Source organism: Nocardia terpenica (assembly GCF_013186535.1).
GTDB classification, from domain to species: Bacteria; Actinomycetota; Actinomycetes; order Mycobacteriales; family Mycobacteriaceae; genus Nocardia; species Nocardia terpenica.
This window is the reverse complement of sequence record NZ_JABMCZ010000005.1, coordinates 358850-380469: the sequence shown is the minus strand read 5'-3', so window position 1 is coordinate 380469 and position 21620 is coordinate 358850. Positions and strand designations below refer to the sequence as shown.

Sequence of the window (21620 nt, the reverse complement as noted above, 5' to 3'; positions counted from 1 at the left end):
GCCGGAACCCACCCTGCCGCAAGTGATCCCGGCCAAAAGCACGCCGGGATCACGAGTGGGGCTTCCGTCGATGATCACGAGTGGGGCTTTCCGTCGATGCGCTTAGGTCCCGGCGTGCTGCCCATCGGGTCCCGATACGTCGCACCCTCTGGTCCCGGCGTGCTTTTGGTGGTCCCGGCGTGCTTTTGGCCGGGACCGTGACGTGCGCCATACCAAACTATATTGCGCACAATATAATTTGGTCATACAGTATTGAACGTGACCGATCCGTTGGCGCTCGAGCAGCAGGTGTGCTTCCCGCTCTATGCGGTTTCCCGGGCTATGACCTCGGTGTACCGGCCGAAGCTGGAGGCGTTGGGTCTTACTTATCCGCAGTATCTGGTGATGCTGGTGCTGTGGGAGCACGATGATCGCAGTGTCGGTGAGTTGTGCTCGGCGCTGGCGCTGGACTCCGGGACGTTGTCGCCGCTGCTGAAGCGGCTCGAGGGGGCCGGGTATGTGGAACGGGCGCGGGCGGTGGATGACGAGCGGCGGGTGGATGTTCGCCTGACCGAGCGGGGGCGCGAGCTGCGGGAGCGGGCGTGCGTCATTCCGGCCGAGATGGCCGAGGCCACCGGGCTGTCACTGGAAGAACTCGGTGCGCTGCGGGAGACGCTGCTGCGCATGAACCGGGCGCTGGTCGCCCACACTCGTTCGAAGGAGAAGTGAGATGACGGTTCTGTACACCGCGGAGGCGCTGGCCACCGGCGACGGCCGCAACGGGCACGCCCGCACCACCGACGGCAAGGTCGATGTGGCGCTGTCGATTCCGAAGGAAATGGGCGGCACCGGCGAGGGCACCAACCCCGAGCAGCTGTTCGCCGCGGGCTACGCCGCGTGCTTCCACTCCGCGCTGCGGCTGGTCGCCCGCCAGGCCGGGGCGAACGTCGACGATTCCGCGGTCGGCGCGAAGGTCGGCATCGGCCCCGACGAGACCGGCGGCTTCCGGCTCGAGGTCACCCTCGAGGTGTCGCTGCCGCACCTGGCCCACGAGCAGGCCCAGGACCTGGCCGACCGCGCCCACCAGGTGTGCCCGTATTCCAATGCCACCCGCGGCAATATCGACGTCCACGTCGTCGTCGCCGAAGACTGAGAGGAGCCGAGCATGCGTGCGGTAGTTGTCGAGAACTTCGGCGAGCCCAAGGACGTGCTGACCCCGGCCGAGCGGCCGACGCCCGAGCCGGGCCCGGGCCAGGTGCGAATCGCCATGACGCTCAGCCCGATTCACAATCACGATCTCGCGATCGTGCGCGGCGTGTACGGCTACAAGCCGCCGCTGCCGACCGTGCCCGGCACCGAGGCGGTCGGCCGCGTCGACGCCGTCGGCCCGGACGTGACCGGCGTGAGCGCCGGGCAGCGGGTCGTCGTGCGCGGCGCGCAGGGCGCCTGGGCGGAATACTTCCTGGCCGAGGCGGCGCAACTGATTCCGGTGCCCGACACCATCCCCGACGAGACCGCGGCCCAGCTGCTGTCCATGCCGCTGAGCGCGCTGATCCTGCTCGACGATCTGCGGGTGCGGGCGGGCGACTGGATCGCGGTCAACGCCGCCAACGGCGCGGTGGGCCGGTTGCTCAACGCGCTGGCCGCCGAGCGCGGCGTGCGGGTGCTGAACCTGGTGCGGAGCGAGGCGGCGGTGACGGCGCTGCGGGCATCGGGCGCCGAGGCGGTCGTGAGCACCGAAGCCGCGGACTGGCGCGACGCCGTCACCGCGGCGACCGGCGGCGCGCCCATCGTGCGGGTGATCGACCAGGTGGGCGGCCCCGCCGGTGGCGAGCTGCTGACGCTACTGGCCCCGGGCGGTGAGCTCATCTCCTTCGGCGCGATGTCCGGTGAGCGCCTGGTCCTCAATACCGGCGCCCTGATCTTCAAACAGGCCGTGGTGAAGGGCTTCTGGGCCGCGCGGCGCATGGAGGAGATCGGACGGGAGGCCACCGTCCGACTCATCGGTGAGCTGGTGGCCGCGGCCGAACGCGGCGTCCTCCGGCTCGACATCGAGGCCGCCTACCCGCTCGCCGACGCCGCCGAGGCGGCCGCCGCGAGCGAACGGCCCGGCCGCAACGCAAAGATCGCGCTGCGTCCCGCGTAAACCGTTGCTACGCCGCGGCGTTGGACTGGATCAGCGCGTGTTTCCCACTGCTGCGCCAGTTCTCGCCCGCGGCGTCCAGCGTGCGGACCTGCTCGGCGCTGAGCCCCACCACCACATCGGATTTCAGCGTGCGCAATGCGGTGACGGGCGTGGGGAAATAGCGCACCAGCTCGGCGAACGGTGTCGTCGGCGGCCAGTAGCGGTCGCCGACGAGCCGCCGGTAGTTCAGATCGCCCTTGAGGATCGTCATTGCCGCACCGGTGAGCTCGTCGGTCAGGTCGGTGGGCATGTCGTGAAAATGCAGTGGGGCGCAGAAGAATTCGTGTGCGCGCACGACCAGGCGATCGTCCGCCATCGCCTGCCACAATCGCTGCCCGACCCGCTGCGCCTGTGGGGTATCGGCGTCGCGCAGCCGCCGCAGCGCCGCGAGCAGGTCGGTCATGGTCGCATCGGAGACGTAGTACGGGTGCGGTTTGACGTGCACGACCACCCGGCCCGCCAGGTTTTCGGTCAGAAGGTGGTCGGCCAGTACGAGATCCGGTAGCAGTTCGCGGCCCGCATTGTCGGCGATCAGCGCCACCGTCGCCCCGGGTGTTCGCTCCAGCGCCGCCCACAGCGCCGCGCTGTCGTCCACGAGCAGCCGGGTGTCCACCGTGCCCGATTCGGCGGTGAGCCGAAAACCCAAGTCCGCCTGGTTACCCCACAGCGCCGAGCGCAGCAGCGCGTCCCGGATGCTGTCGATCAGCCGGTCCACGAGAGTGTCCAGCGCGGCCAGCTCGTCGTCCACGGCGCGACCGTACAGCTCCGCGGCCTTGGTCGGCCCGAACGGATCGATACGCCGCCACGGCCCCTCCCCGAAGTAGCCCACCGCGTCGAGAAGCCGCCGGTAGAAATAACTTTCGGCCCACAGGAACGGTACCTCGCCCCACGGCCGCGACCACATCTCGCGCCCCCACTCCAGCCACGGCGCGACCCGCTCACCACCCGGCTCGGGCGGCCGCACCGTCCCGCTCGTGCTCTCCGCCAGCAACTCCCGCAGCCCCGCCCGCGCGGCCGGGCCATACGGATGCGCACCGATCACCTGCTCGATCAGCCTCGGATGACGCTCATGGAACACGCTGTGCGGAAAGGTCCCCGGAACCCCGGCGAGAATCGGCGGCACATCGGTCATGGTGACGATCCTGTCACGGGCTGCGGATTCGCTGATAAGGCGCCCGTGAATGCCCAGGTCGCCAGGACGATTCATCCTGTCGGCAAGTGGATTCGTGATAGCCACCGGCGTGGATAACGGTGGGTGGATCACGGTGGCGCGGTATCGCCGGAATCCGGGAGAGCTCCGGGGGACGTCACTACCCGTGCCCGAACGATCAGCAGAACGCGATCGCCCTGTGCGGGCAGTGACCCCGTCAGATTTCCTAGGCCGCCGGAATTCGGTCACGATGCGCGCGGCGACGCCGTCCACCGATGGGTGAATGCCACGCATGAGCCACTGCGTCGGATTTACCCGAACCCCTCGCTCGGCTCTAGCTGGGCCAGACTATCCGCCCGCGCTAGGCGGGCCGGGGCCGCGCCTAGCGCGGGCGTGGTGCCCGGGCGTGGTGCGGGGTATGTGAGGCGCGTCACTAAATGTGGGAATGTGCTGTGTGGTGAGAAGGTCGGTTGGTTGTGGTGTGTGGTGGGAGTGGGTGCGGCGCAATGGGATCGGGTGAGTGGGGGTTGGGGCGTGGTGGGATCGGGTGGGCGGGCGTGTTCGGGGGTGGGTGGGGTGGCGGCGGGATGTGGTGGGGCGCTTGCGGATAGCGGTCGGGGTGCGGGTGGGCTTTGTGGGGGGTGAATGTGGTGTCTGTTCGCCCGGATTGGGGGGTTGTCCTGCGGATTCACAGGAATTGCACGGGTGAATCTGGCACTGTCCACGGAAAATCACGGTTTACTGAGGTCATGCTGACAACAGCATGAACGGGTTCGGTCCCGACGAGGAGGTCTGGCCGTGCAGAATGCAGTGACGACCGCCATTACCCGGCGTGAGCTGGTGCGGCTCATCGGAATCACCGGCGAATCGGTCAGCAGGCGCGGCCTGCGCTCGATCAATGCCGATGCCGTCGCGACGGCCACCGATCCGGTGGCGGGCCGCACCGCGTTCGTCGTCGCGGATGGGGTGGGCGACCACCTGCTGGCCGCGCGGGCCGCCCGCACCGCCGCCGCGACCGCCGCCCGCGTCGGCGCGCACGACGGCGCACTCGCGGGAATCGTTGCGGCACAGGCGCAATTGCTCCGTGAATTCCCGGAGCCGAGCGCCGACGCGGTCGCGGTGGTGGCGGTGCTGCCCACCCCCGAGCGCCCGGACGCGCCGACCGAGATCGCCTGGGTCGGCGACTGCCGCGCCTACCGCTGGAACGGGCGGGTGCTGCATCAGATCACCGTCGATCACACCGTCGCCGAATACTTCCGTGCGCGCGGCCGCATCGCCGCGCCGCGCATGAGCCACCTGGTCACCACCTCGGTGCGCACGGTCCGCCCGGGCGGGATCGGATTCGCGAGCACCGGGTCGAGCCGGGGCCGCCTGCTGCTGAGCACCGACGGCGTGCACAAGCGGGTCGGCATGGCGACCCTCAAGGAACTGCTGGGCGGCGGCGCGGCGCCCGGCGCGACCGCGGACGCCCTGGTCGACCTGGCATTACGCACCGGCGGCTCGGACAATGCGACAGCCCTCGTGGTCGACCACCAGTGAGTGGCAAGGTCGAAGGGATGTGAGCTCGATGCCCAGCACGAACGACGACGACCGTGTCCCCGAACCGGAGGGCAAGGCGCTCGGTCTGCCTTACGACTGGCGGCGTCCGACCGCACAGCGGACCCGCTCCCGCATCTGGAACCCCGACGATCCCCGACTGTTCACCCCGAAGAGCTTCGGCTGGGGCTACGGCCTGAACCTCTACCGCCTGTTCCACTGGCGTCGGCGGGGCTGACCCGTAGGCCGCCGGAGCCCGAAAATCGGTCGCGCACAACGGGTTCGGCCTCGTCGTGCCGACCCGGCCGCGTCACGGTCGGCGGATCGGCGGACGGACCGGTAGAAATGGTCCCGATGGGCGTGCACACGGTCAGCTTCGACGACGCCTACTTCCGGGACTCGCGGGCGGCCGCAGGGACGCTGGCCGCCGGGGGCCGATTCACCGGTTCACCACGTCGTCGGGAACCGAGGGCTGGTTGGTCACCGGTAATGAACTCGCGCGCACGGTGCTCGCGCACCCGGATATAGGGAAGAGCCCGGACGCCATGATCGGTGGTGAGGTGGCGGCGAATTCGGTGCCCTGCGCCGGGCCGCCGCACGGGGTATCACCATGCATGGGCGCGGATCCGCCCGAGCATGCGCGATTGCGCGGGGCGGTGGCTGTTGTTGGAGAGCTGGACGTTCATTTCGTGAGTAACGGTATCGGTGCGACGGCCGTGGCGAGGGTTCGGCGTAGCCTCCACGGTAATGCGCGGAAGATTCGGTTCATCGCTGCTGCGGTACCTCGGAAGTCGCTGTGCCCGGACAGGTATGCGCGCTGAAGCTCGATCGGGAGGTCGAAAAAGGCGTCGAAGAAGAGTGGAAGGTCCTGCGGTGGTAGTGCCAGTAGTGCGCGTAATCCCGCTGCTCGCAACAGATGTACCGCGTGGGCGGACACGGGCCAGATCGATTCCCCGGCCACGACCGCATCGGACAGAGATAGCGACGTGGCGACGCTGTATCCGGTGGCCGGATGCAGCAATCCGCCCGCGGCTCCGAATCGGGCGCGGCCGGGTCGACCGCCCGTTACCGGAAACCGTACCCGCTCGACCGGCTCGCTTCCATCGAGTTCGATTCCGCGACAGCGCAATCGGGTGAGCAGCCGGTCGCGCAGGACGGCTCCGTCGAGTGCGGGCCGACCGGCGAGGCAGGTCTCCTCTAGGAGCATAGCGTCCGCGCGGAGGGGGACCGCGTAGAGGAAGGAGCGGGGATCGTCCGGACCGGCGCCGTTGTCCGGACGCCAATCCATGAACAGTGTTTCGCCCCAGGATCGCCGAGGAACCACCACGCCGTACGCGGTCTGCTCGGCGCGGGCGGGGGAGCGGGCTACACCGCGCGCATCGATCACGCGCCGGGCGGTGAGGGTCGTGCCTGTCGAAAGTCGAACGGAGGCAGGGCTTTCGGCGGTCCGGTCGATATCGATCACGTGGTCGCGAACGACCCGTGCACCGGCCACGGTCAGTGAATCCTGTAGCGCCCCACCTTCGAACACCACATACGCTCGCTCGATCTCGAATCGCCGACTGCCCCATGCCGCCAAACGCCCTGCGGTCGTCCCCACCGGCGCGACCCACCCCGGCAGCTCGTCGGCCCACGCGCCGTATGTGGCCACCCAGCGGCGGTCCGGATGGGGATCGACGGCGGTGACCGAATATCCGTGGGCCAGCGCGCGATGGGTGAGGGCGCGCCCGGCGGGGCCGAGTCCGCAGACGAGCAGGTCGGTGGTCACGGGGAGATTGGACCAGACCGCATTTCGCGTCCCGCGCGCGGTGTCGGGTAGCCTTCGGCACTGAGCCCGGGGGGAACGACCGCGGAGGGCGCTGGGTGCCTCGGGTGCGGAAGGTGGCACGCACGATGAGTTATCCCCCCGGCTCGGGGCCCTACGGTCAGCAGCCCCAGGATGCGCCCGGCCGGGGCCAACACCCCGGCGGCCAGCCGCAGCCGGGATGGAACGCCCAGCAATCCGACTGGGAGCAGCCACAATCCGCGTGGAACCAGCAGCAGGCAGCGAGTCAGCCGCAGGCGACACAGCAACAGGCGGCGTGGGGTGGCCAGCAGGTCGTGGATCAGCAGCAGTCTGCCTGGGGTGAGCAGCAGGCGGCGGGTCTGCCGCAGGCGACGCAGCAGCAGCGGCAGGCGGTGTGGGGGCAGCCGCAGGTAGCGCAGCAGCAGGTGGTCTGGGGTGACCAGCAGGCAGTCGGTCAGCAGCAATCCGTTTCGGGTGAGCAGCAAGTAGCGGGGCAGCAGCGACCCGGCTGGGGTGAGCAGCAGGCGGTGGGGCAGCAGCAACCCGCTTGGGGTGACCAGCAGGCAGCGGGTCAGCAGCAATCCGCTTGGGGTGAGCAGCAACTAGCGGGGCAGCAGGAACCCGGCTGGGGGCAGCAGCACGCGGTGGGGCAGCAGCAACCCGCGTGGGGGCAACAGCAGGCCGTCTGGGATCAGCAACAACCGTCGGCATGGGGGCAGCAGCCGCCTCAGGCATGGGGGCAGCCTGGCTATCCCGGTGGTTACTCGCCGCAGCCACCCAAGAAGAACACCGGTCTGATAGTCGGCATCGTCCTCGGTGTGGTTGCCGTGCTGGTGATCGGTGTGGGCATCGTTGTGCTTGCTACCCGGCACAAGTCCGACAATGCTGCCTCCGCAGCAGCGGCCACCCCGTCATTGGTACCGGCGACGACGAGCAGTACCGCCACGGGGCGCCCGACCACCACACCGTCGAGCTCGGCATCGAGTCGCTTCAGTTATCAGGAGCAGGCGAAGGATTGGAACTTCAAGCTCGGCGATGTTTCGCTGCATGCGGATTGGGTGGCGGGCGTCGACCATCCCACCTGCGCCGATATCGAGAAGAACGGGAAGCTGACGTCCCTGGGCTGCCAGTATGCGGCCGAGATGGTGTACCGGGCCGAGGACGGCGGGCTGATGCTCACGCAGTTCGTCATGGGGATGGCCGATGCCGACAAGGCGTCGGCCGCGTCCGGTCAGTACAGCGATTCCGATCTGAATCTGCGGCCGGGCAGCTACATCGACCACTTCGCCGTCGGTAAGTGGAGGGACGGGTCCCAGGGCCAATACCTGGTTCTCACCATGGTCACCGCGACCGATGCCGTCGACGAGGACACCGCCAAGAAATACCTGCGGTACCTGCACGCCGACATGCTCGGCGCACTCACCTTCCGCTGACCGGTCCGGGATCAGATACCGCCGGTTGCCAGCAGTCCGCCGTCCACCCGGACCACCTCGCCGGTAATCCAGGACGCCTGATCCGACACGAGGAAGGCGATGAGGGCCGCCACATCCTCCGGATTGCCGAGACGCTTGAGCGGATACGCGGCCGCCGCGGCGTCCTCGTCGGCGGAGTACAGCGCATCGGCGAACTTTGTCTTCACCACACCCGGCGCCACCGCATTGACCCGGATGGTCGGGCCCAGCTGCCAGGCCAGTTCCTCGGTGAGCCGGATGAGCGCGGCCTTGGAGGCACCGTAGGCGGCGATCACCCCGGTCGACCGCAGCCCGGCGACGCTGGCGACATTCACCACCGCGCCGCCGTGCTCGCGCATCCACCCCTTGTACGCCTCCTGCGTGTAGCCCAGCGCGGCCACCACATTCACATCGAAGATCTTGCGCACCGCGTCCAGGTCCGCGTCCATCAGCGGCCCGTACACCGGATTGATGCCGGTGTTGTTGATCAGGATGTCGAGCGAGCCGAGCTCGGCGACCGCGGTCGCGACCGCCTCCGCGCGGGCGTCCGCATCGCCCGAATTGCCCGCCACCGCAACGACCTTGCCGGGATGGCCCAGTGCCCGCAGCTCGGCCGCGGTCTGCTCCAGCGGCTCGGGCTTGCGGGCGGTGATGAGCACCTGCGCGCCGCTCGCCAGCAGCTCCGCGGCAACCGCCTTGCCGATACCGCGACTCGCCCCGGTGACCAGGGCGCCCTTGCCTTTCAGATCCGCACTCATGACATCGCACGTTACCGGAATCACATCTGCGGACAACCGATCCCGCGGGCGGTCCCGGTCGTTCGCCCGGGTAAAATGGGTGGTTCTTGTGTCTCCTTCGGAGGCACACTCGGGCCGAGACAGGTTCGAGTACCACCGCCGTACCGATTCGTTCCGAGGAGACGTTTGTGATCACCGCGACCGACCTGGAGGTCCGGGCCGGAATCCGCACCCTGCTCACCGCGCCGGGCCCGGCGCTGCGGGTGCAGGCCGGTGATCGGATCGGACTGGTGGGCCGCAACGGCGCGGGCAAGACCACCACGCTGCGCATCCTCGCCGGTGAGGGCGAGCCCTACGCGGGCAAGGTCATCCGCTCCGGCGAAACCGGTTATCTCCCACAGGATCCCCGCGAGGGCAACCTCGACGTGCTCGCCCGCGACCGTGTGCTGTCCGCGCGCGGCCTGGACACGCTGATCCGCGATATGGAGAAGCAGCAGGCGCTGATGGCCGAGGTCGCCGACGAGGCCGAGCGGGAGAAGGCGGTGCGCAAGTACGGCCGCCTCGAGGACCGTTTCTCCGCGCTCGGCGGCTACGTCGCCGAGAGCGAGGCCGCCCGCATCTGCCACAGCCTCGGCCTGCCCGACCGGGTGCTGGGCCAGGCGCTACGCACGCTGTCGGGTGGTCAGCGCCGCCGAATCGAGTTGGCGCGCATCCTGTTCGCCGCCTCCGACGGCAGCGGCGGCAAGTCCGACACCACGCTGCTGCTCGACGAGCCGACCAACCACCTCGACGCCGACTCCATCACCTGGCTGCGCGGCTTCCTGCAGAGCCACGACGGCGGCCTCATCGTGATCAGCCACGATGTCGAGCTGCTCGAGGCCGTGGTGAACCGGGTGTGGTTCCTCGACGCCGTGCGCGGCGAGGCCGACGTCTACAACATGGGCTGGAAGAAGTATCTCGACGCCCGCGCCACCGACGAGCAGCGCCGCCGCCGCGAGCGCGCCAACGCCGAGAAGAAGGCGTCCGCGCTCAAGGCCCAGGCCGCCAAGATGGGCGCGAAGGCGACGAAAGCCGTTGCGGCACAGAACATGGTCAAGCGGGCCGAGCGCCTGCTCGCCGAGGCCGACGAGGTCCGGGTGTCCGACAAGGTGGCGCGCATCAAGTTCCCGCAGCCCGCCGCCTGCGGCAAGACGCCGCTGATGGCCGAGAACCTCACCAAGGTGTACGGCTCGCTGGAGATCTTCACCGGCGTCGACCTGGCCATCGACCGCGGCAGCCGGGTGGTGGTGCTGGGCCTCAACGGCGCGGGCAAGACCACGCTGCTGCGCATGCTGGCCGGTGTCGAACAACCCACCGCCGGTGGCCTGGTGCCCGGCCACGGCCTCAAGATCGGGTACTTCGCGCAGGAACACGACACCCTCGACGACACGGCGACGGTGTGGGAGAACATTCGCCACGCCGCCCCCGATGCCGGTGAACAGGATCTGCGCGGGCTGCTGGGCGCGTTCATGTTCTCCGGCCCGCAGCTCGAGCAGCCCGCGGGCACGCTGTCCGGCGGTGAGAAGACCCGGCTCGCGCTGGCGGGGCTGGTGTCCTCGGCGGCCAATGTGCTGCTGCTCGACGAGCCGACCAACAACCTCGACCCCATCTCGCGCGAGCAGGTGCTCGACGCGCTGCGCAGCTACGCGGGCGCGGTGGTGCTGGTGACCCACGACCCCGGCGCCGCCGAGGCGCTCAACCCGGAGCGGGTGATCATGCTGCCCGACGGCACCGAGGACCACTGGTCGCAGGACTACCTGGAGCTCATCCAATTGGCCTGACGGGGTGCGGATGTCCGGTTCGTGCCCGAAATCCGGTGGCGGACGGTGGCGTTTGTGAGAAATGGTGAGGTTCATCACAAAGAGGCGTTGATCACCGACGGTTGAATGCTTAGCCTTGAATGAGGCTGCAGGGCGACCGGAGGAAGCCATGAGTGACAGGCCCGCACAGGGGAAGTCCACGTTGGGTAAGGGCACACGCGTCACCGGAAAGTCGCGCGACCGTCTCCAAACCCAGCTCAAGAAGCAGTACGAGGCGGGCGCCAGCATTCGCTCGCTGGCCCGGGAGACCGGCCGCTCGTACGGGTTCATCCACAACGTACTGGTGGAGTCGCATGTGCAACTCCGCAGCAGGGGTGGGGCGAACCGCCGCAAGTCGGCCGCCAAGTAGGCGGTTCGACGCGCCGAGTCCCGGTGGGCACGTTGGCCTTTCGCTCGGGAGGCCGCGACCCGCGAGTTCGGCGCGCCGACCGGTTCGCGGCGCCACGGCATACCGATCTGTCGGTCGTCACGGTCGCCGGGGAGGCGATGCCGCGCGCGTTACTGCCCGAGCCCGGGCGCGGCGCGAAACCCCTTGGTATCAGCGCCGGTTCGCCGTGCGCTCGGCCCACCAGCGCGGGGCGTCGACGAAGTGGTTGTCGTATTCCTCCTGGGACGCACCGAGATCGGCGAGCGTGGCCTCGCCGCGCGCGACCCGCTCCAGCAGGCGGAAGTACCCGAAACGCTGCACGCCGGGCATGAGCGCGATGAGAATGCGCGCGGCGCTGTCGGGGGCCGCGCCGAAGGCGTGCGGCATGAACTTGGGCACCACCAGCGCGCCGCCCGCGCCGACGGTCACGATCTCGTCGTCGGCCAGCACCTGCAGCTCGCCCTCGACGACATAGAACAGCTCGTCGGAGCGCGTGTGATAGTGCGGCGCAGCGCCATCCGCGCCGCGCGCCATGCTGACCTCCACGGTGCTCACACCGTGCCCCGCCTCCTCGGAGTCGATGAGCAGCCGCACGGTGACGGCCTCGGTGCGCAGCGTCTCGGCGTCCTGCGCCCGGCGGACGGCGACGGGCTTGCGGGGAAGGGTGGTCATGGCCAGCTCCGATGGTTCGGTGATTGATAATTCGCTGCCGAACTATATACCGGCGAATAGAATGCTGTCCATGCCCGATCAGCAACCCGACGCGATCGACGCGATCGTGACCCAGTGGCGGCGCGAACGCCCCGACCTGGATCTCGAGGCCATGGCCATCGTCGGCAGGCTCGGCCGCCTGCACCTGGTCGCCGAGCGCGCCGTCGAACGGGTCTTCGCCGACCACGGCCTGCAGCGCGGCGAGTTCGATGTGCTTGCGGCCCTGCGCCGTTCGGGCGAGCCCTTCGAGCTGAACCCCTCGGTGCTGGCCGACACCCTGATGCTGTCGCGCGCGGGCATGACCGGCCGCCTGGACCGCCTGGAGTCCGCGGGTCTGGTCCGCCGCATCGCCGACGCGGGCGATCGCCGCGCGGTGCGGGTGGCGCTCACCGAATCCGGTCGCGCCCTGGTGGATCGGGTGGTGGCCGCGCACACCGCCAACGAAACCCGGCTGCTGTCGGTGCTTTCCGCCCAGGACCGCGACCACCTGAACCGCATCGCCCGAACCCTGTTGGCCGCCTTGGAGTCCGACCCGGCTCGGTGAGCGCTATCGGGTGACGGTGATGTCGCCGTGGAGTTCGATCCGGGTCGGTGAGTGCCATCGGGTGACGGTGGCGTCGCCGTGGGGTCCGATCCGGGTCGGTGAGTGCCATCGGGTGACGGTGGCGTCGCCGTGGAGTTCGATCCGGGTCGGTGAGTGCTATCGGGTGACGGTGGCGTCGCCGTGGACGAGGAATTTCGCGAGGCTGGCGAAGATCGGGAGGCCCGTCTTGATCTCCAGGTAGGCGAACTGGCCCTGCGGATTCACCTCCAGGAAGTAGTACTCCCCGTCGCGGCCGACTCGCAGGTCCAGGACGCCGAAGGTCAGGCCCAGCGCGCCCATGAGGGTGGTGAGGGCCTTGCTGATCGCGGCGGGCAGCCGCTCGGGGGTGAACGCGACCGAGGCGTCCAGCCGCGAATCCACCCGTCCCACACCGGCTTGCGAGTCGATGCGCACCGCCCACTCCACGCCGTCGATCCACACCACCCGCAGATCGCAGTCGGCGTCGATATAGTCCTGGAAGGTGGTCGGCGCGGAGCGGATGGTGGCCAGCCGGTCGAAGTCGGCGGGGGTGACCAGCCGGGTCTCGGCGAATTCGGTGCGGCCGGTGCCGGTGCGCTTGTAGACGACCGCGCCGGGCCGGGATTCGATGAAGCTGCGCGCCTCGTCGGGATCGTTGGTGATCAGCGTTTCCGGGATCGGGAAACCGGAGCGGCGCGCGGTCTCGAGCTGCACGATCTTGCGGCCCGCGGTGCGGTCGGCGCCCGGATCGTTCACCCACAGCGCCGGTATCGACCACAGCAGGCCCTGCAGGAAGCCGTCGCATTCGGCCTGCCGGTAGTCGTCGTCGGCGCGGCGCACCCCGCCGGGCACCCGGCACGGATGCGGGCGGCGCCACCACACGGCGGTGACATCGTCGAGCCCGGCGAGCGGCGCGAGGGCGCGCGCGGTTCCGGCCCGGTCCAGCCGGAAACTTCCGCTGTGCGAGGGGAAGTCGCGCATATCGAGGCGTATCGGCGTGAGCCCGTGCTGTTTTCGCAGCGTGGCGGCCATCGCGTCGGCGTGCAGGTCCTCGGATTCGGTGACGATGAGCACCGGACCCGCCGCGCGGACGGCCATGGGCGATCCTCAGTCCAGACTGTCGCAGGCGACGCCGTCGTCGCTGCGGCCGGAGGTTCTGGTCTGACAGAAGGTCCAGGTCGCGCCGCCGGTACCGGTGACCTCGGGCAGGCGCAGGCCGCGGGCCCACCGCTCGGTGAGCGTGCGCAGCTGCTCGTCGCCGCGGGCCGGAGAGGGCCGCTGCGGCAAGGTCATCGGGCGCTCGGTGAGCTCGATGCGCAGCCGCTGCGTGAAATCGGCGGTGGCGCCGGGGCGAATCCGCACCAGCACCGCGCGACCGTCCGGCGCGGCGTCGAATTCGCCTGTGGCGCAGTCGTCGATATCCAGGACATCGGCCCGGTCGAAGGTCCAGGTGCCTTCGGTGACCCGGACGCTGATAGCCCGATCCGACTCGGCCACCAGGCGGCCCGGCAGGGCGGGCGCGGCCTCGAGGGTGCCCGAGCGCGGGCGCAACACATCGGTCATGGGCTGGTCTCCGATCTGCTCGCGGTTAGCCACAGAAGCCGAACGTGCTCTGGATCATAGCCCGCCGGGCCCGCGCGCCGGTCCGCAACGAGAGATTTCCATCGTCTCGGCAAAGTCTCGGCATGCGCGCGGAAAACCCTCTCCGCGAGACCAATTCGGTTGACCGCTCAAGGCGTCACAGACCGAGCAGTTCCCGGGACTCGGCGAGCTCGATGAAGCGCTCGATCGGATCCGGGACGAGTTTGCGCGCGCTCAGATCCAGCAGTCCCAATGTCACCGTGAATTCGGCCGACACGGTGCCGTCGAGCTTGACGATCTGCTGGCTCATCCGGAAGATCTTGCCCTCGGTCCATTCGAAGGCGCTGGTCACGGTGACCTCGTCGCCGATGTGCAGTTCGCGCAGGTATTTGACGGTGGACTCCAGCACCACCGGGCCCAGGCCCGCGGCGGCCAGCTTGTCGGGGGTCAGCCCGGCCGCGCGCATGTTCTCCCAGCGCGCGTGCTCGGCGTACTGGTGGTAGACCGCCTGATTCAGGTGGCCGTTCACGTCGATTTCGTAGCCGCGGACGGTGACGGGCACGGAGAAGGTCATAACCTGGCGAACCACCGGCGCATGTCTGCTATTTCCGATTTCGCCGTGTGGTCGCTCACGCCCGCGCGCCCGGACCGGAAATTCACGGCCCGGCATCGGCTCGTTCTCGGTCGCATACCGGACTGGGCGTTGGGTATTTCCAGGATCTACCTTTGAGGATGGGAGGGGATTCTCGATGAGGAGAACCCGATGATCGATGTCATCACGTTCCGAGGTGTCGGCGAGCCCCGCGACGCGGACGGTGACCCGGCGGGCATGCAGCAGGCCGTGACGGATCTGCTGGATCCGAGATTCTTCCACGGTTTCGAACCGGACTGGCCCGCCTCGATCGGGCCCGACCCGGATCTGTGGGGGCCGTCGCTGGACACCTCGGTGCGCGACGGCATCGCCGCCGGGGTCCAAGCCATCCAGGACTCACCGAATGTGTGTGGGCTGCTGAGCTATTCGCTCGGCGGCCTGTGCGTGAGCGGAATCCTCGAGGGCATGCGGTCGGGGGAGTACACCAATGCCGACGGCAGCCCGCTGCAGGTCGCGTTCGCGGTGAATATCGCCAATCCGGTTCGGGCGGCGGGAGATTCGGTGAACAACCTGTGCCCGGCGAATACCTTCGGGCTGCACGGCCAGCACGGGCCGTGGCCCGCGTCGGTGCAGGTGCGCGAGTACGCCAACCCCGGCGACATCATCACCGCCTCCCCGGCCGATTCCCCGCTGCACATCATCGACGTGGGGATCTCACCGTTCTCGTTCGTCGAGGGCGCGCGCTTCGGCAACGTCACCTACCTGATCTTCCAGGAGCTGCTGCGCTTCCTGCTGCTGGACCCGGTGGCCAATCTGCAGCGCTACGCGGACGCGGTGAACGGCGTCATCGGCTACCTGACCCCCTGGCCGGACGGTCAGCACGTGCTCTACAACGCCCACCCCATACCGGGCACGAATGTCGTCTGGACGACGCACGCCGCCGAGTGGATCAACGCCACCTTCGGGCACTAGTGCTTGCGGCGCACCGACGCCTCCACCAGATCCAGGACGGCCTCCAGATTGTCGTTCGCATGGCCCGAGGCGATGCGGGCGATGAGACCGTCCAGCACCAGGTCCAGGTAGCCGAGCAGGACATCGGTCGGCACGTCGTCGCGCAGCGCCCCGGCGGCCTTGCGGCGCTCCAGCCGCGCCAGCGTGGCGGCGGTCAGCTCGGCCGAGCGCTGCGTCCATCCGGCGGCGAACTCCGGGTCGGTGCGCAACCGGCGGGCGATCTCGAGTCGGGTGCCCAGCCAGTTGTATTGCGAAGGGTTGGCGAGCATTTCGCGCATCACCTGCACGATGCCCTGGTTGGCCGCCACCTCGGCCATCCGCTCGGCGTCCTCCTGGGCGAGGGCCAGAAACAGCGCGTCCTTGTCGCGGAAGTGGTGGAAGATCGCGCCCCGCGACAGCCCGATGGCCTCCTCGAGGCGGCGGACCGTCGCACCCTCGTAGCCGTATTCGGCGAAACAGCGCCGCGCCCCGTCCAAGATCTGGCTGCGCCGCGCGGCAAGGTGGTCATCGCTGACCTTGGGCATGGGCTCCTCCAAACGGGATGGTGCGCGAGACCCCCGCCCCGGCTTCGCCGAGGCGGGGGCCATCTGGCTCAGGTCCGGGACGGGGGTCTTGCACGAGACGACGAGCGGAGATCCTGATCCCCCGAAGCGAATTCGGGGGGTCAGGACATGATCGCATTCGGGATCAGCTACGGATCATGTTCCGCAGTACGTACTGCAGAATGCCACCGTTGCGGTAGTAGTCGGCCTCACCGGGGGTGTCGATGCGGACGACCGCGTCGAAGGTGATCTTGTCTCCGTTCTCCTTGGTGGCGGTCACCTTCAGGGTCTTCGGAGTCACCCCCTCGTTCAGCCGGGTGATGCCCTCGATGTCGAACACCTCGGTGCCGTCCAGCTTCAGCGACGCGGCCGACTCGCCCTCCGGGAACTGCAGCGGGATCACGCCCATGCCGATGAGGTTGGAGCGGTGGATGCGCTCGAACGACTCGGTGATCACCGCGCGCACGCCCAGCAGGCTGGTGCCCTTGGCGGCCCAGTCGCGCGAGGAACCCGAACCGTATTCCTTGCCGCCCAGCACGACCAGCGGAATCCTGGCCTGCTGGTAGTTCTGCGAGGCGTCGTAGATGAACGCCTGCGGGCCGCCGTCCTGGGTGAAGTCGCGGGTGTACCCACCGGAGACGTCGTCGAGCAGCTGGTTGCGCAGCCGGATGTTGGCGAAGGTGCCGCGGATCATCACCTCGTGGTTGCCGCGTCGCGAGCCGTAGGAGTTGTAGTCCTTGCGCTGCACGCCGTTGGCCTCGAGGTACTGCGCGGCCGGGGTGCCCGGCTTGATGTTGCCCGCGGGGGAGATGTGGTCGGTGGTGACCGAATCGCCCAGCAGCGCAAGCACTCGCGCGCCCTTGATATCGGTGACCGGATCCGGAGACTGCGGCATGCCCTCGAAGTACGGGGGCTTGCGGACGTAGGTGGAGTCCTCCGCCCAGTCGAAGGTCTTGCCCTCCGGGGTCGGCAGCGAACGCCAGCGCTCGTCGCCCTTGAACACGTCCTTGTAGTCGTCGAGGAACATGTCGCGGGAGATGACCCGGTCGATGGTGTCCTGGATCTCCTGCGGCGAGGGCCAGATGTCGCGCAGGAACACCTCGTTGCCGTCGGTGTCGGTGCCCAGCGCGTCGTGCTCGAAGTCGAAGTCCATCGTGCCCGCGAGCGCGTAGGCGATGACCAGCGGCGGCGAGGCCAGGTAGTTCATCTTCACGTCGGGGGAGATGCGGCCCTCGAAGTTACGGTTGCCCGACAGCACCGCGGTGACGGTCAGGTCGTTGTCGTTGACCGCCTTGGAGATCTCCTCCGGCAGCGGGCCGGTGTTGCCGATGCAGGTGGCGCAGCCGAACGCGACGAGGTTGAAGCCCAGCTTGTCCAGATACGGCCACAGCCCGGCCTTTTCGTAGTACCCGTTGACGACCTGCGAGCCCGGCGCCATGGAGGTCTTCACCCACGGCTTGCGGGACAGGCCCTTCTCCACCGCATTTCGCGCCAGCAGCGCCGCGCCGATCATGACCGACGGGTTGGAGGTGTTGGTGCAGGAGGTGATCGAGGCGACCACCACGGCGCCGTGGTCGAGGATGAAGTCGCCGTACTCCTCGGACTGCACCTTCACCGGCTTGGACGGGCGGCCGGTCGCGCCGTTGGCGGCGGTCGGCAGCACGGCGTCGTCGTCGGCGAACGACAGCACGGCCGGATCGCTGGCCGGGAAGGACTCCTCGATCGCCTCGTCCAGGTGCGAGTGCGGCGCGGCCTCGGGATCGGAGGTGTAGTTGTGGATATCCTTGCGGAAGGCGATCTTGCTCTCCGACAGCAGGATTCGGTCCTGCGGGCGCTTCGGGCCCGCGATGGACGGCACCACCGTGCTCAGGTCGAGCTCCAGGTACTCCGAGTAGGCCGGTTCCTTGTCGGCGTCGTGCCACAGGCCCTGCTCCTTGGCGTACGCCTCGACGAGCGCGACCTGCTCGTCGGTGCGGCCGGTGAGCTTCAGGTAGTCGATGGTGACGTCGTCGATCGGGAAAATGGCCGCGGTGGAACCGAATTCGGGGCTCATATTGCCCAGGGTGGCGCGGTTGGCCAGCGGCACCTCGGCCACGCCCCGGCCGTAGAACTCGACGAACTTGCCGACCACGCCGTGCTTACGCAGCATGTCGGTGACGGTGAGCACCACGTCGGTGGCGGTCACGCCCGGGTTGATCTCACCGGTCAGCTTGAAGCCGACCACGCGCGGGATGAGCATGGACACCGGCTGGCCCAGCATGGCCGCCTCGGCCTCGATGCCGCCGACGCCCCAGCCCAGCACGCCCAGGCCGTTGACCATGGTGGTGTGCGAGTCGGTGCCGACGCAGGTGTCGGGGTACGCCTGGCCGTTTCGGACCATGACGACGCGGGCCAGGTGCTCGATATTGACCTGGTGCACGATGCCGGTGCTCGGCGGCACGACCTTGAAATCGTCGAAAGCCGTCTGGCCCCAACGCAGGAACTGGTAGCGCTCGCCGTTGCGCTGGTACTCGATCTCGACGTTGCGCTGGAAGGCGTCCTCGCGGCCGAACACGTCGATGATGACGGAGTGGTCGATGACCATCTCGGCGGGGGCCAGCGGATTCACCTTGTTCGGGTCGCCGCCCAGGGTGGCGACGGCCTCGCGCATGGTGGCGAGGTCGACGATGCAGGGCACGCCGGTGAAGTCCTGCATGATGACGCGGGCGGGGGTGAACTGGATCTCGGTGTTCGGCTGGGCCGACGGATCCCAATCGGCAATGGCCCGAATGTGATCGGCGGTGATGTTGGCGCCGTCCTCGGTGCGGAGCAGGTTCTCCGCCAGGACCTTCAGGGCGTAGGGCAGCTTCTCGGTGCCGGGCACGGCGGAGAGGCGGAAGATCTCATACGACCGATCTCCGACCTGCAGGGTGCCCTTGGCGCCGAAAGTATTGATGCTCGTCATACGTTCAGCTCCACTCGTCGGTGAGGGTGGCCGTCGGCGGGGCTGTGCCGACGGCTCGGTCGAGGGCGCAGTCTGGGCTGTGCGCCTCGTGCTTCCAACCGTAACAGTACGCTTGTCCTATGAAACGCGCGGGGCAACGTCCGGCGCGGCGCGACAGGTTCCATCATGCCCCGGTCGCGTAGTGTTCACCCAAGCCTGTTGACGATTACGACCGGATGGAAGATGACCGTCTCGCACACCTCGGTTTTCACCCCCATGGCCGCGGCGCTACCGCCCGACACCGATCTCGATGCGATCCTGCTGGATCTCTCGGTCAATCACGTCGCGACGCCCTCCGGTCAGGACCAGACCCAACTCGCCGAGATCGTCACCGACGCCCGTGCGCACGGCATCCAGTTGAGCATCGTCGTGCTGCAGGGCAACCGCGGCCGCGATTCGGATCTGCGCGACCTGGCCACCGAGGTCGGCAAGCAGGAACACGGCACGGTGGTCGCCCTCAGCGACGACTGGGCGGGCACCTACAGCGACACCATCAGCCGCGACCGCCTCGAGCGCGCCGAGGACGTCGCCAAGAACCGGCACGCGGGCCACAGCGTCGAGGCCGCCCGCGCCTTCGTCGACAGCCTCGAAAAGCCCGAGACGATCTCCTGGACCGCCGTCACCGCCGTCCTCCTGACCGGGACGATCGTGTTCATCGCGGGGCTGTATTTCCTGAAGTCCCGCAGGGCCGCTCGCGAAACCGGCCAGCCGGTACGTGATGATGGCAAGTAACTAAGCGTCCGGTTCGTTTCTACCCTCCGAATCACGGCCCTCATCTGGCAACTTGTGGGCAATGGCCGAATTACGCGACTGTGATTCTGTGATCCGTGTTTCTTCCGTGGACAAAGTGTCGTACGGTTTCAAATGACACTCTTGGGGAAGAAGTGTCACAAGGGCCTTCAGCTACCCCTGAGATGCAGGTGGTGGCTGGTGGCTCTGAGGCGATGCCGGTGACTGATCGCCCGATTTGTCCCGGTGATCGGCTCGTTCCCCGGGAACCGCGGTCGGATCCAGGGAGGTGTGATGCGAGTGCCGGTACGGCGGCCGGGGGGCGTGGCCACGGTCGCTCTGGGATTGCTACTGGGCGCGGTCGCGCTGACGGTCGCCGCGACCATGGTCGCGGCGGTGCCCCCGCCGCCACCCAACCCCAGCGACGGTGACATCGCCGCCGCCAACGGACAGGTCGACGCGGGTGTCGGCGAGGTGAGCGGGCTGATCAACGAGGTCGCCACCGCCGACCAGCAACTGCGACAGCTCGACGCCGAGGTGGCGAGCAAGCGCGAGGCGGTGAACAAGGCGCTGGTGGATCTGCAGACCGCGCGCGACGCCGTCGACGCGGCCGCCGCCGTGGTCGCGGGCACCCAGCGCGACCTCGCCGACGCGGGCGCGAAAGTGGCCGCGGCACAGGCCGATTTCGACAGATTCGCGGTCGCCGCCTACACCCGCCCCGGCGCGAACTCGGTGCTGGAGTACCTCACCGGCGCGGATCCGGGCATCGCCCTCGACCGCGCCACGGTGCTCAGCGCGATCACCACGACGCAGCAGCAGGCCATGAACGGGCTGCGGCGCGCCCAAATCGAACGGGCCAACCGGGATTCCACCGCGCGGCAGGCCAAACAGGCCGCCGATGCCGCCGCGGCCGTCGCCGAGCGCAAGAAGGTCGAGGCGACCAATGCCGTGGCCGCGGCGCAGGCGGCTCAGCAGCAGCAGGCCCAGCAGCGCAACGCCCTGATGCGGCAACGGGATTCGGCCCAGCAGCGACTGGACGCGGCCCGCCAGCAGGTGGCCGGGTTACAGGGCCAGCGCAGTGCCTTCCTGGCCTGGGATCAGCAGCGCCGGGCCGAGGAGGCCGCCGCGCAGGCCGCCGCCGCGGCCGCGGCCGCCCGCAGCGCCGCCGACCGGGCCGCCAAGGAGCGTGCGGCACAGGTCGGTTCGGGCAAGCGCCCGCACACCCAGCTCGACAACTCGCCGCCGCCGCGGCAGTCGATGACCGCCCCGACCCGCCCCTCCGGGGACCGCGCCGAACTGGTGGAAACCGTGGTGGATCGCGCCCTGTCGCAGCTGGGCGTCACCTACGCCTGGGGCGGTGGCGACGAGAACGGGCCCACCAAGGGCATTCACGACGGCGGCGTCGCCGACAGCTACGGCGATTTCGACAAGGTCGGCTTCGACTGCTCGGGGCTGATGGTCTACGCCTTCGCCGGTGTCGGCATCTCGCTGCCGCACTACAGCGGGTACCAGTACACCATGGGCACCCGGGTGCCGGTGGCCGAGCGCGAGCGCGGGGACATGCTGTTCTGGGGCGCGGGCGGCAGCGAGCACGTGGCGTTGTATCTGGGCGGCGGCCAGATGGTCGAAGCGCCCGAATCGGGCGAGGTCGTGCGGGTCGCCGCGGTGCGCGAGGGCGGCATGATGCCCTACGCGGTCCGGTTGCTCACGTAAATCCCCGGCGGCAGTATCGATATCGCCCCGCCCGATGTCGGCGGTGGTGGCGTGGCCGAATGGATACCGGTTGCGGCATCTTCCGCCGATACCTGGAATAGTTGGGGCCAGCACGCACAAAGACCAAGGCGAAAGCGGGGAGTTTG

The 21620-nt window shown here is 68.9% G+C and carries 22 protein-coding genes; 12 read left to right on the top strand and 10 right to left on the bottom strand.

The window, feature by feature from the left end; genetic code table 11:
• Positions 1-258 precede the first annotated feature (258 nt).
• Genes HPY32_RS37640 through HPY32_RS37630 form a run of 3 tightly spaced genes read left to right on the top strand, consistent with a single transcriptional unit; the run spans position 259 to position 2125 of the window.
• Entirely contained in the window at positions 259-708 is a 450-nt protein-coding gene (locus tag HPY32_RS37640) for a MarR family winged helix-turn-helix transcriptional regulator (RefSeq protein ID WP_067588406.1), read from the top strand.
• A gap of 1 nt (position 709) precedes the next feature.
• On the top strand, positions 710-1132 hold the full coding sequence (locus tag HPY32_RS37635; protein WP_067588408.1) for an organic hydroperoxide resistance protein: 423 nt from the start codon (positions 710-712) through the stop codon (positions 1130-1132).
• A 12-nt stretch (positions 1133-1144) separates the two neighbouring features.
• Positions 1145-2125, top strand: coding sequence for a zinc-binding dehydrogenase (locus tag HPY32_RS37630; RefSeq protein WP_067588410.1), 981 nt, complete (start codon positions 1145-1147; stop codon positions 2123-2125).
• A 7-nt stretch (positions 2126-2132) separates the two neighbouring features.
• On the opposite strand, the gene HPY32_RS37625 is transcribed toward HPY32_RS37630, so the two are convergent.
• A complete protein-coding gene (locus HPY32_RS37625) occupies positions 2133-3296 on the bottom strand; it encodes a damage-control phosphatase ARMT1 family protein (RefSeq protein ID WP_067588412.1) in 1164 nt (387 codons plus the stop codon).
• Between the two features lie 816 nt (positions 3297-4112).
• On the opposite strand from HPY32_RS37625, the gene HPY32_RS37620 reads away from it, so the two are divergent.
• Entirely contained in the window at positions 4113-4853 is a 741-nt protein-coding gene (locus tag HPY32_RS37620) for a PP2C family protein-serine/threonine phosphatase (protein ID WP_231951648.1), read from the top strand.
• Between the two features lie 28 nt (positions 4854-4881).
• Positions 4882-5088, top strand: coding sequence for a DUF5808 domain-containing protein (locus HPY32_RS37615; RefSeq protein WP_067595842.1), 207 nt, complete (start codon positions 4882-4884; stop codon positions 5086-5088).
• A gap of 201 nt (positions 5089-5289) precedes the next feature.
• On the opposite strand, the gene HPY32_RS37610 is transcribed toward HPY32_RS37615, so the two are convergent.
• Together HPY32_RS37610 and HPY32_RS45280 are read right to left on the bottom strand one after the other, a co-directional pair.
• A complete protein-coding gene (locus HPY32_RS37610; protein ID WP_156674473.1) occupies positions 5290-5466 on the bottom strand; it encodes a hypothetical protein in 177 nt (58 codons plus the stop codon).
• A 66-nt stretch (positions 5467-5532) separates the two neighbouring features.
• Positions 5533-6618 (bottom strand): lycopene cyclase family protein, encoded by a 1086-nt coding sequence (locus tag HPY32_RS45280; protein ID WP_067588415.1) that lies wholly within the window; start codon positions 6616-6618, stop codon positions 5533-5535.
• Positions 6619-6743: 125 nt separating this feature from the next.
• On the opposite strand from HPY32_RS45280, the gene HPY32_RS45275 reads away from it, so the two are divergent.
• Entirely contained in the window at positions 6744-8069 is a 1326-nt protein-coding gene (locus HPY32_RS45275; protein ID WP_156674474.1) for a mediator complex subunit 15 domain-containing protein, read from the top strand.
• Between the two features lie 11 nt (positions 8070-8080).
• Here HPY32_RS45275 and HPY32_RS37595 read toward each other — a convergent pair whose 3' ends face one another.
• The gene (locus HPY32_RS37595) at positions 8081-8845 is read right to left on the bottom strand and encodes an SDR family oxidoreductase (RefSeq protein WP_067588421.1); all 765 of its coding nucleotides are present in this window, start codon (positions 8843-8845) and stop codon (positions 8081-8083) included.
• Between the two features lie 167 nt (positions 8846-9012).
• On the opposite strand from HPY32_RS37595, the gene HPY32_RS37590 reads away from it, so the two are divergent.
• A complete protein-coding gene (locus HPY32_RS37590; RefSeq protein ID WP_067588423.1) occupies positions 9013-10644 on the top strand; it encodes an ABC-F family ATP-binding cassette domain-containing protein in 1632 nt (543 codons plus the stop codon).
• A gap of 148 nt (positions 10645-10792) precedes the next feature.
• A complete protein-coding gene (locus HPY32_RS37585; RefSeq protein ID WP_067588425.1) occupies positions 10793-11032 on the top strand; it encodes a helix-turn-helix domain-containing protein in 240 nt (79 codons plus the stop codon).
• A 189-nt stretch (positions 11033-11221) separates the two neighbouring features.
• Here HPY32_RS37585 and HPY32_RS37580 read toward each other — a convergent pair whose 3' ends face one another.
• Positions 11222-11722: a cupin domain-containing protein gene (locus HPY32_RS37580; protein WP_067588427.1), complete on the bottom strand. Its 501-nt coding sequence runs from the start codon at positions 11720-11722 to the stop codon at positions 11222-11224.
• Positions 11723-11792: 70 nt separating this feature from the next.
• Between HPY32_RS37580 and HPY32_RS37575 the strand changes: the two genes are divergently transcribed.
• The gene (locus HPY32_RS37575) at positions 11793-12305 is read left to right on the top strand and encodes a MarR family winged helix-turn-helix transcriptional regulator (protein ID WP_171983254.1); all 513 of its coding nucleotides are present in this window, start codon (positions 11793-11795) and stop codon (positions 12303-12305) included.
• A gap of 156 nt (positions 12306-12461) precedes the next feature.
• Here the strand turns inward: HPY32_RS37575 and HPY32_RS37570 are convergent, their stop codons facing one another.
• From HPY32_RS37570 to HPY32_RS37560, 3 genes are all read right to left on the bottom strand, one after another.
• Entirely contained in the window at positions 12462-13421 is a 960-nt protein-coding gene (locus HPY32_RS37570) for an MvdC/MvdD family ATP grasp protein (protein ID WP_067588428.1), read from the bottom strand.
• 9 nt (positions 13422-13430) lie between these two features.
• Positions 13431-13886 carry a hypothetical protein gene (locus tag HPY32_RS37565; RefSeq protein WP_067588430.1) on the bottom strand — a complete coding sequence of 152 codons (456 nt, stop codon included), beginning with the start codon at positions 13884-13886 and terminating at the stop codon, positions 13431-13433.
• 175 nt (positions 13887-14061) lie between these two features.
• On the bottom strand, positions 14062-14478 hold the full coding sequence (locus tag HPY32_RS37560) for an acyl-CoA thioesterase (RefSeq protein WP_067588432.1): 417 nt from the start codon (positions 14476-14478) through the stop codon (positions 14062-14064).
• A 189-nt stretch (positions 14479-14667) separates the two neighbouring features.
• Between HPY32_RS37560 and HPY32_RS37555 the strand changes: the two genes are divergently transcribed.
• Positions 14668-15468 (top strand): hypothetical protein, encoded by an 801-nt coding sequence (locus tag HPY32_RS37555; RefSeq protein WP_067588435.1) that lies wholly within the window; start codon positions 14668-14670, stop codon positions 15466-15468.
• On the opposite strand, the gene HPY32_RS37550 is transcribed toward HPY32_RS37555, so the two are convergent.
• Both HPY32_RS37550 and acnA read right to left on the bottom strand, forming a co-directional pair.
• Positions 15465-16031 carry a TetR/AcrR family transcriptional regulator gene (locus HPY32_RS37550; protein WP_067588438.1) on the bottom strand — a complete coding sequence of 189 codons (567 nt, stop codon included), beginning with the start codon at positions 16029-16031 and terminating at the stop codon, positions 15465-15467. The genes HPY32_RS37555 and HPY32_RS37550 overlap by 4 nt on opposite strands.
• A 163-nt stretch (positions 16032-16194) precedes the next feature.
• Complete coding sequence (gene acnA / locus HPY32_RS37545) at positions 16195-18993, bottom strand: aconitate hydratase AcnA (RefSeq protein WP_067588440.1); 2799 nt, start codon at positions 18991-18993, stop codon at positions 16195-16197.
• A 222-nt stretch (positions 18994-19215) separates the two neighbouring features.
• On the opposite strand from acnA, the gene HPY32_RS37540 reads away from it, so the two are divergent.
• Both HPY32_RS37540 and HPY32_RS37535 read left to right on the top strand, forming a co-directional pair.
• A complete protein-coding gene (locus HPY32_RS37540) occupies positions 19216-19764 on the top strand; it encodes an Rv1476 family membrane protein (protein WP_067588442.1) in 549 nt (182 codons plus the stop codon).
• 291 nt (positions 19765-20055) lie between these two features.
• Complete coding sequence (locus HPY32_RS37535; RefSeq protein ID WP_067595844.1) at positions 20056-21474, top strand: NlpC/P60 family protein; 1419 nt, start codon at positions 20056-20058, stop codon at positions 21472-21474.
• Positions 21475-21620: the final 146 nt, after the last annotated feature.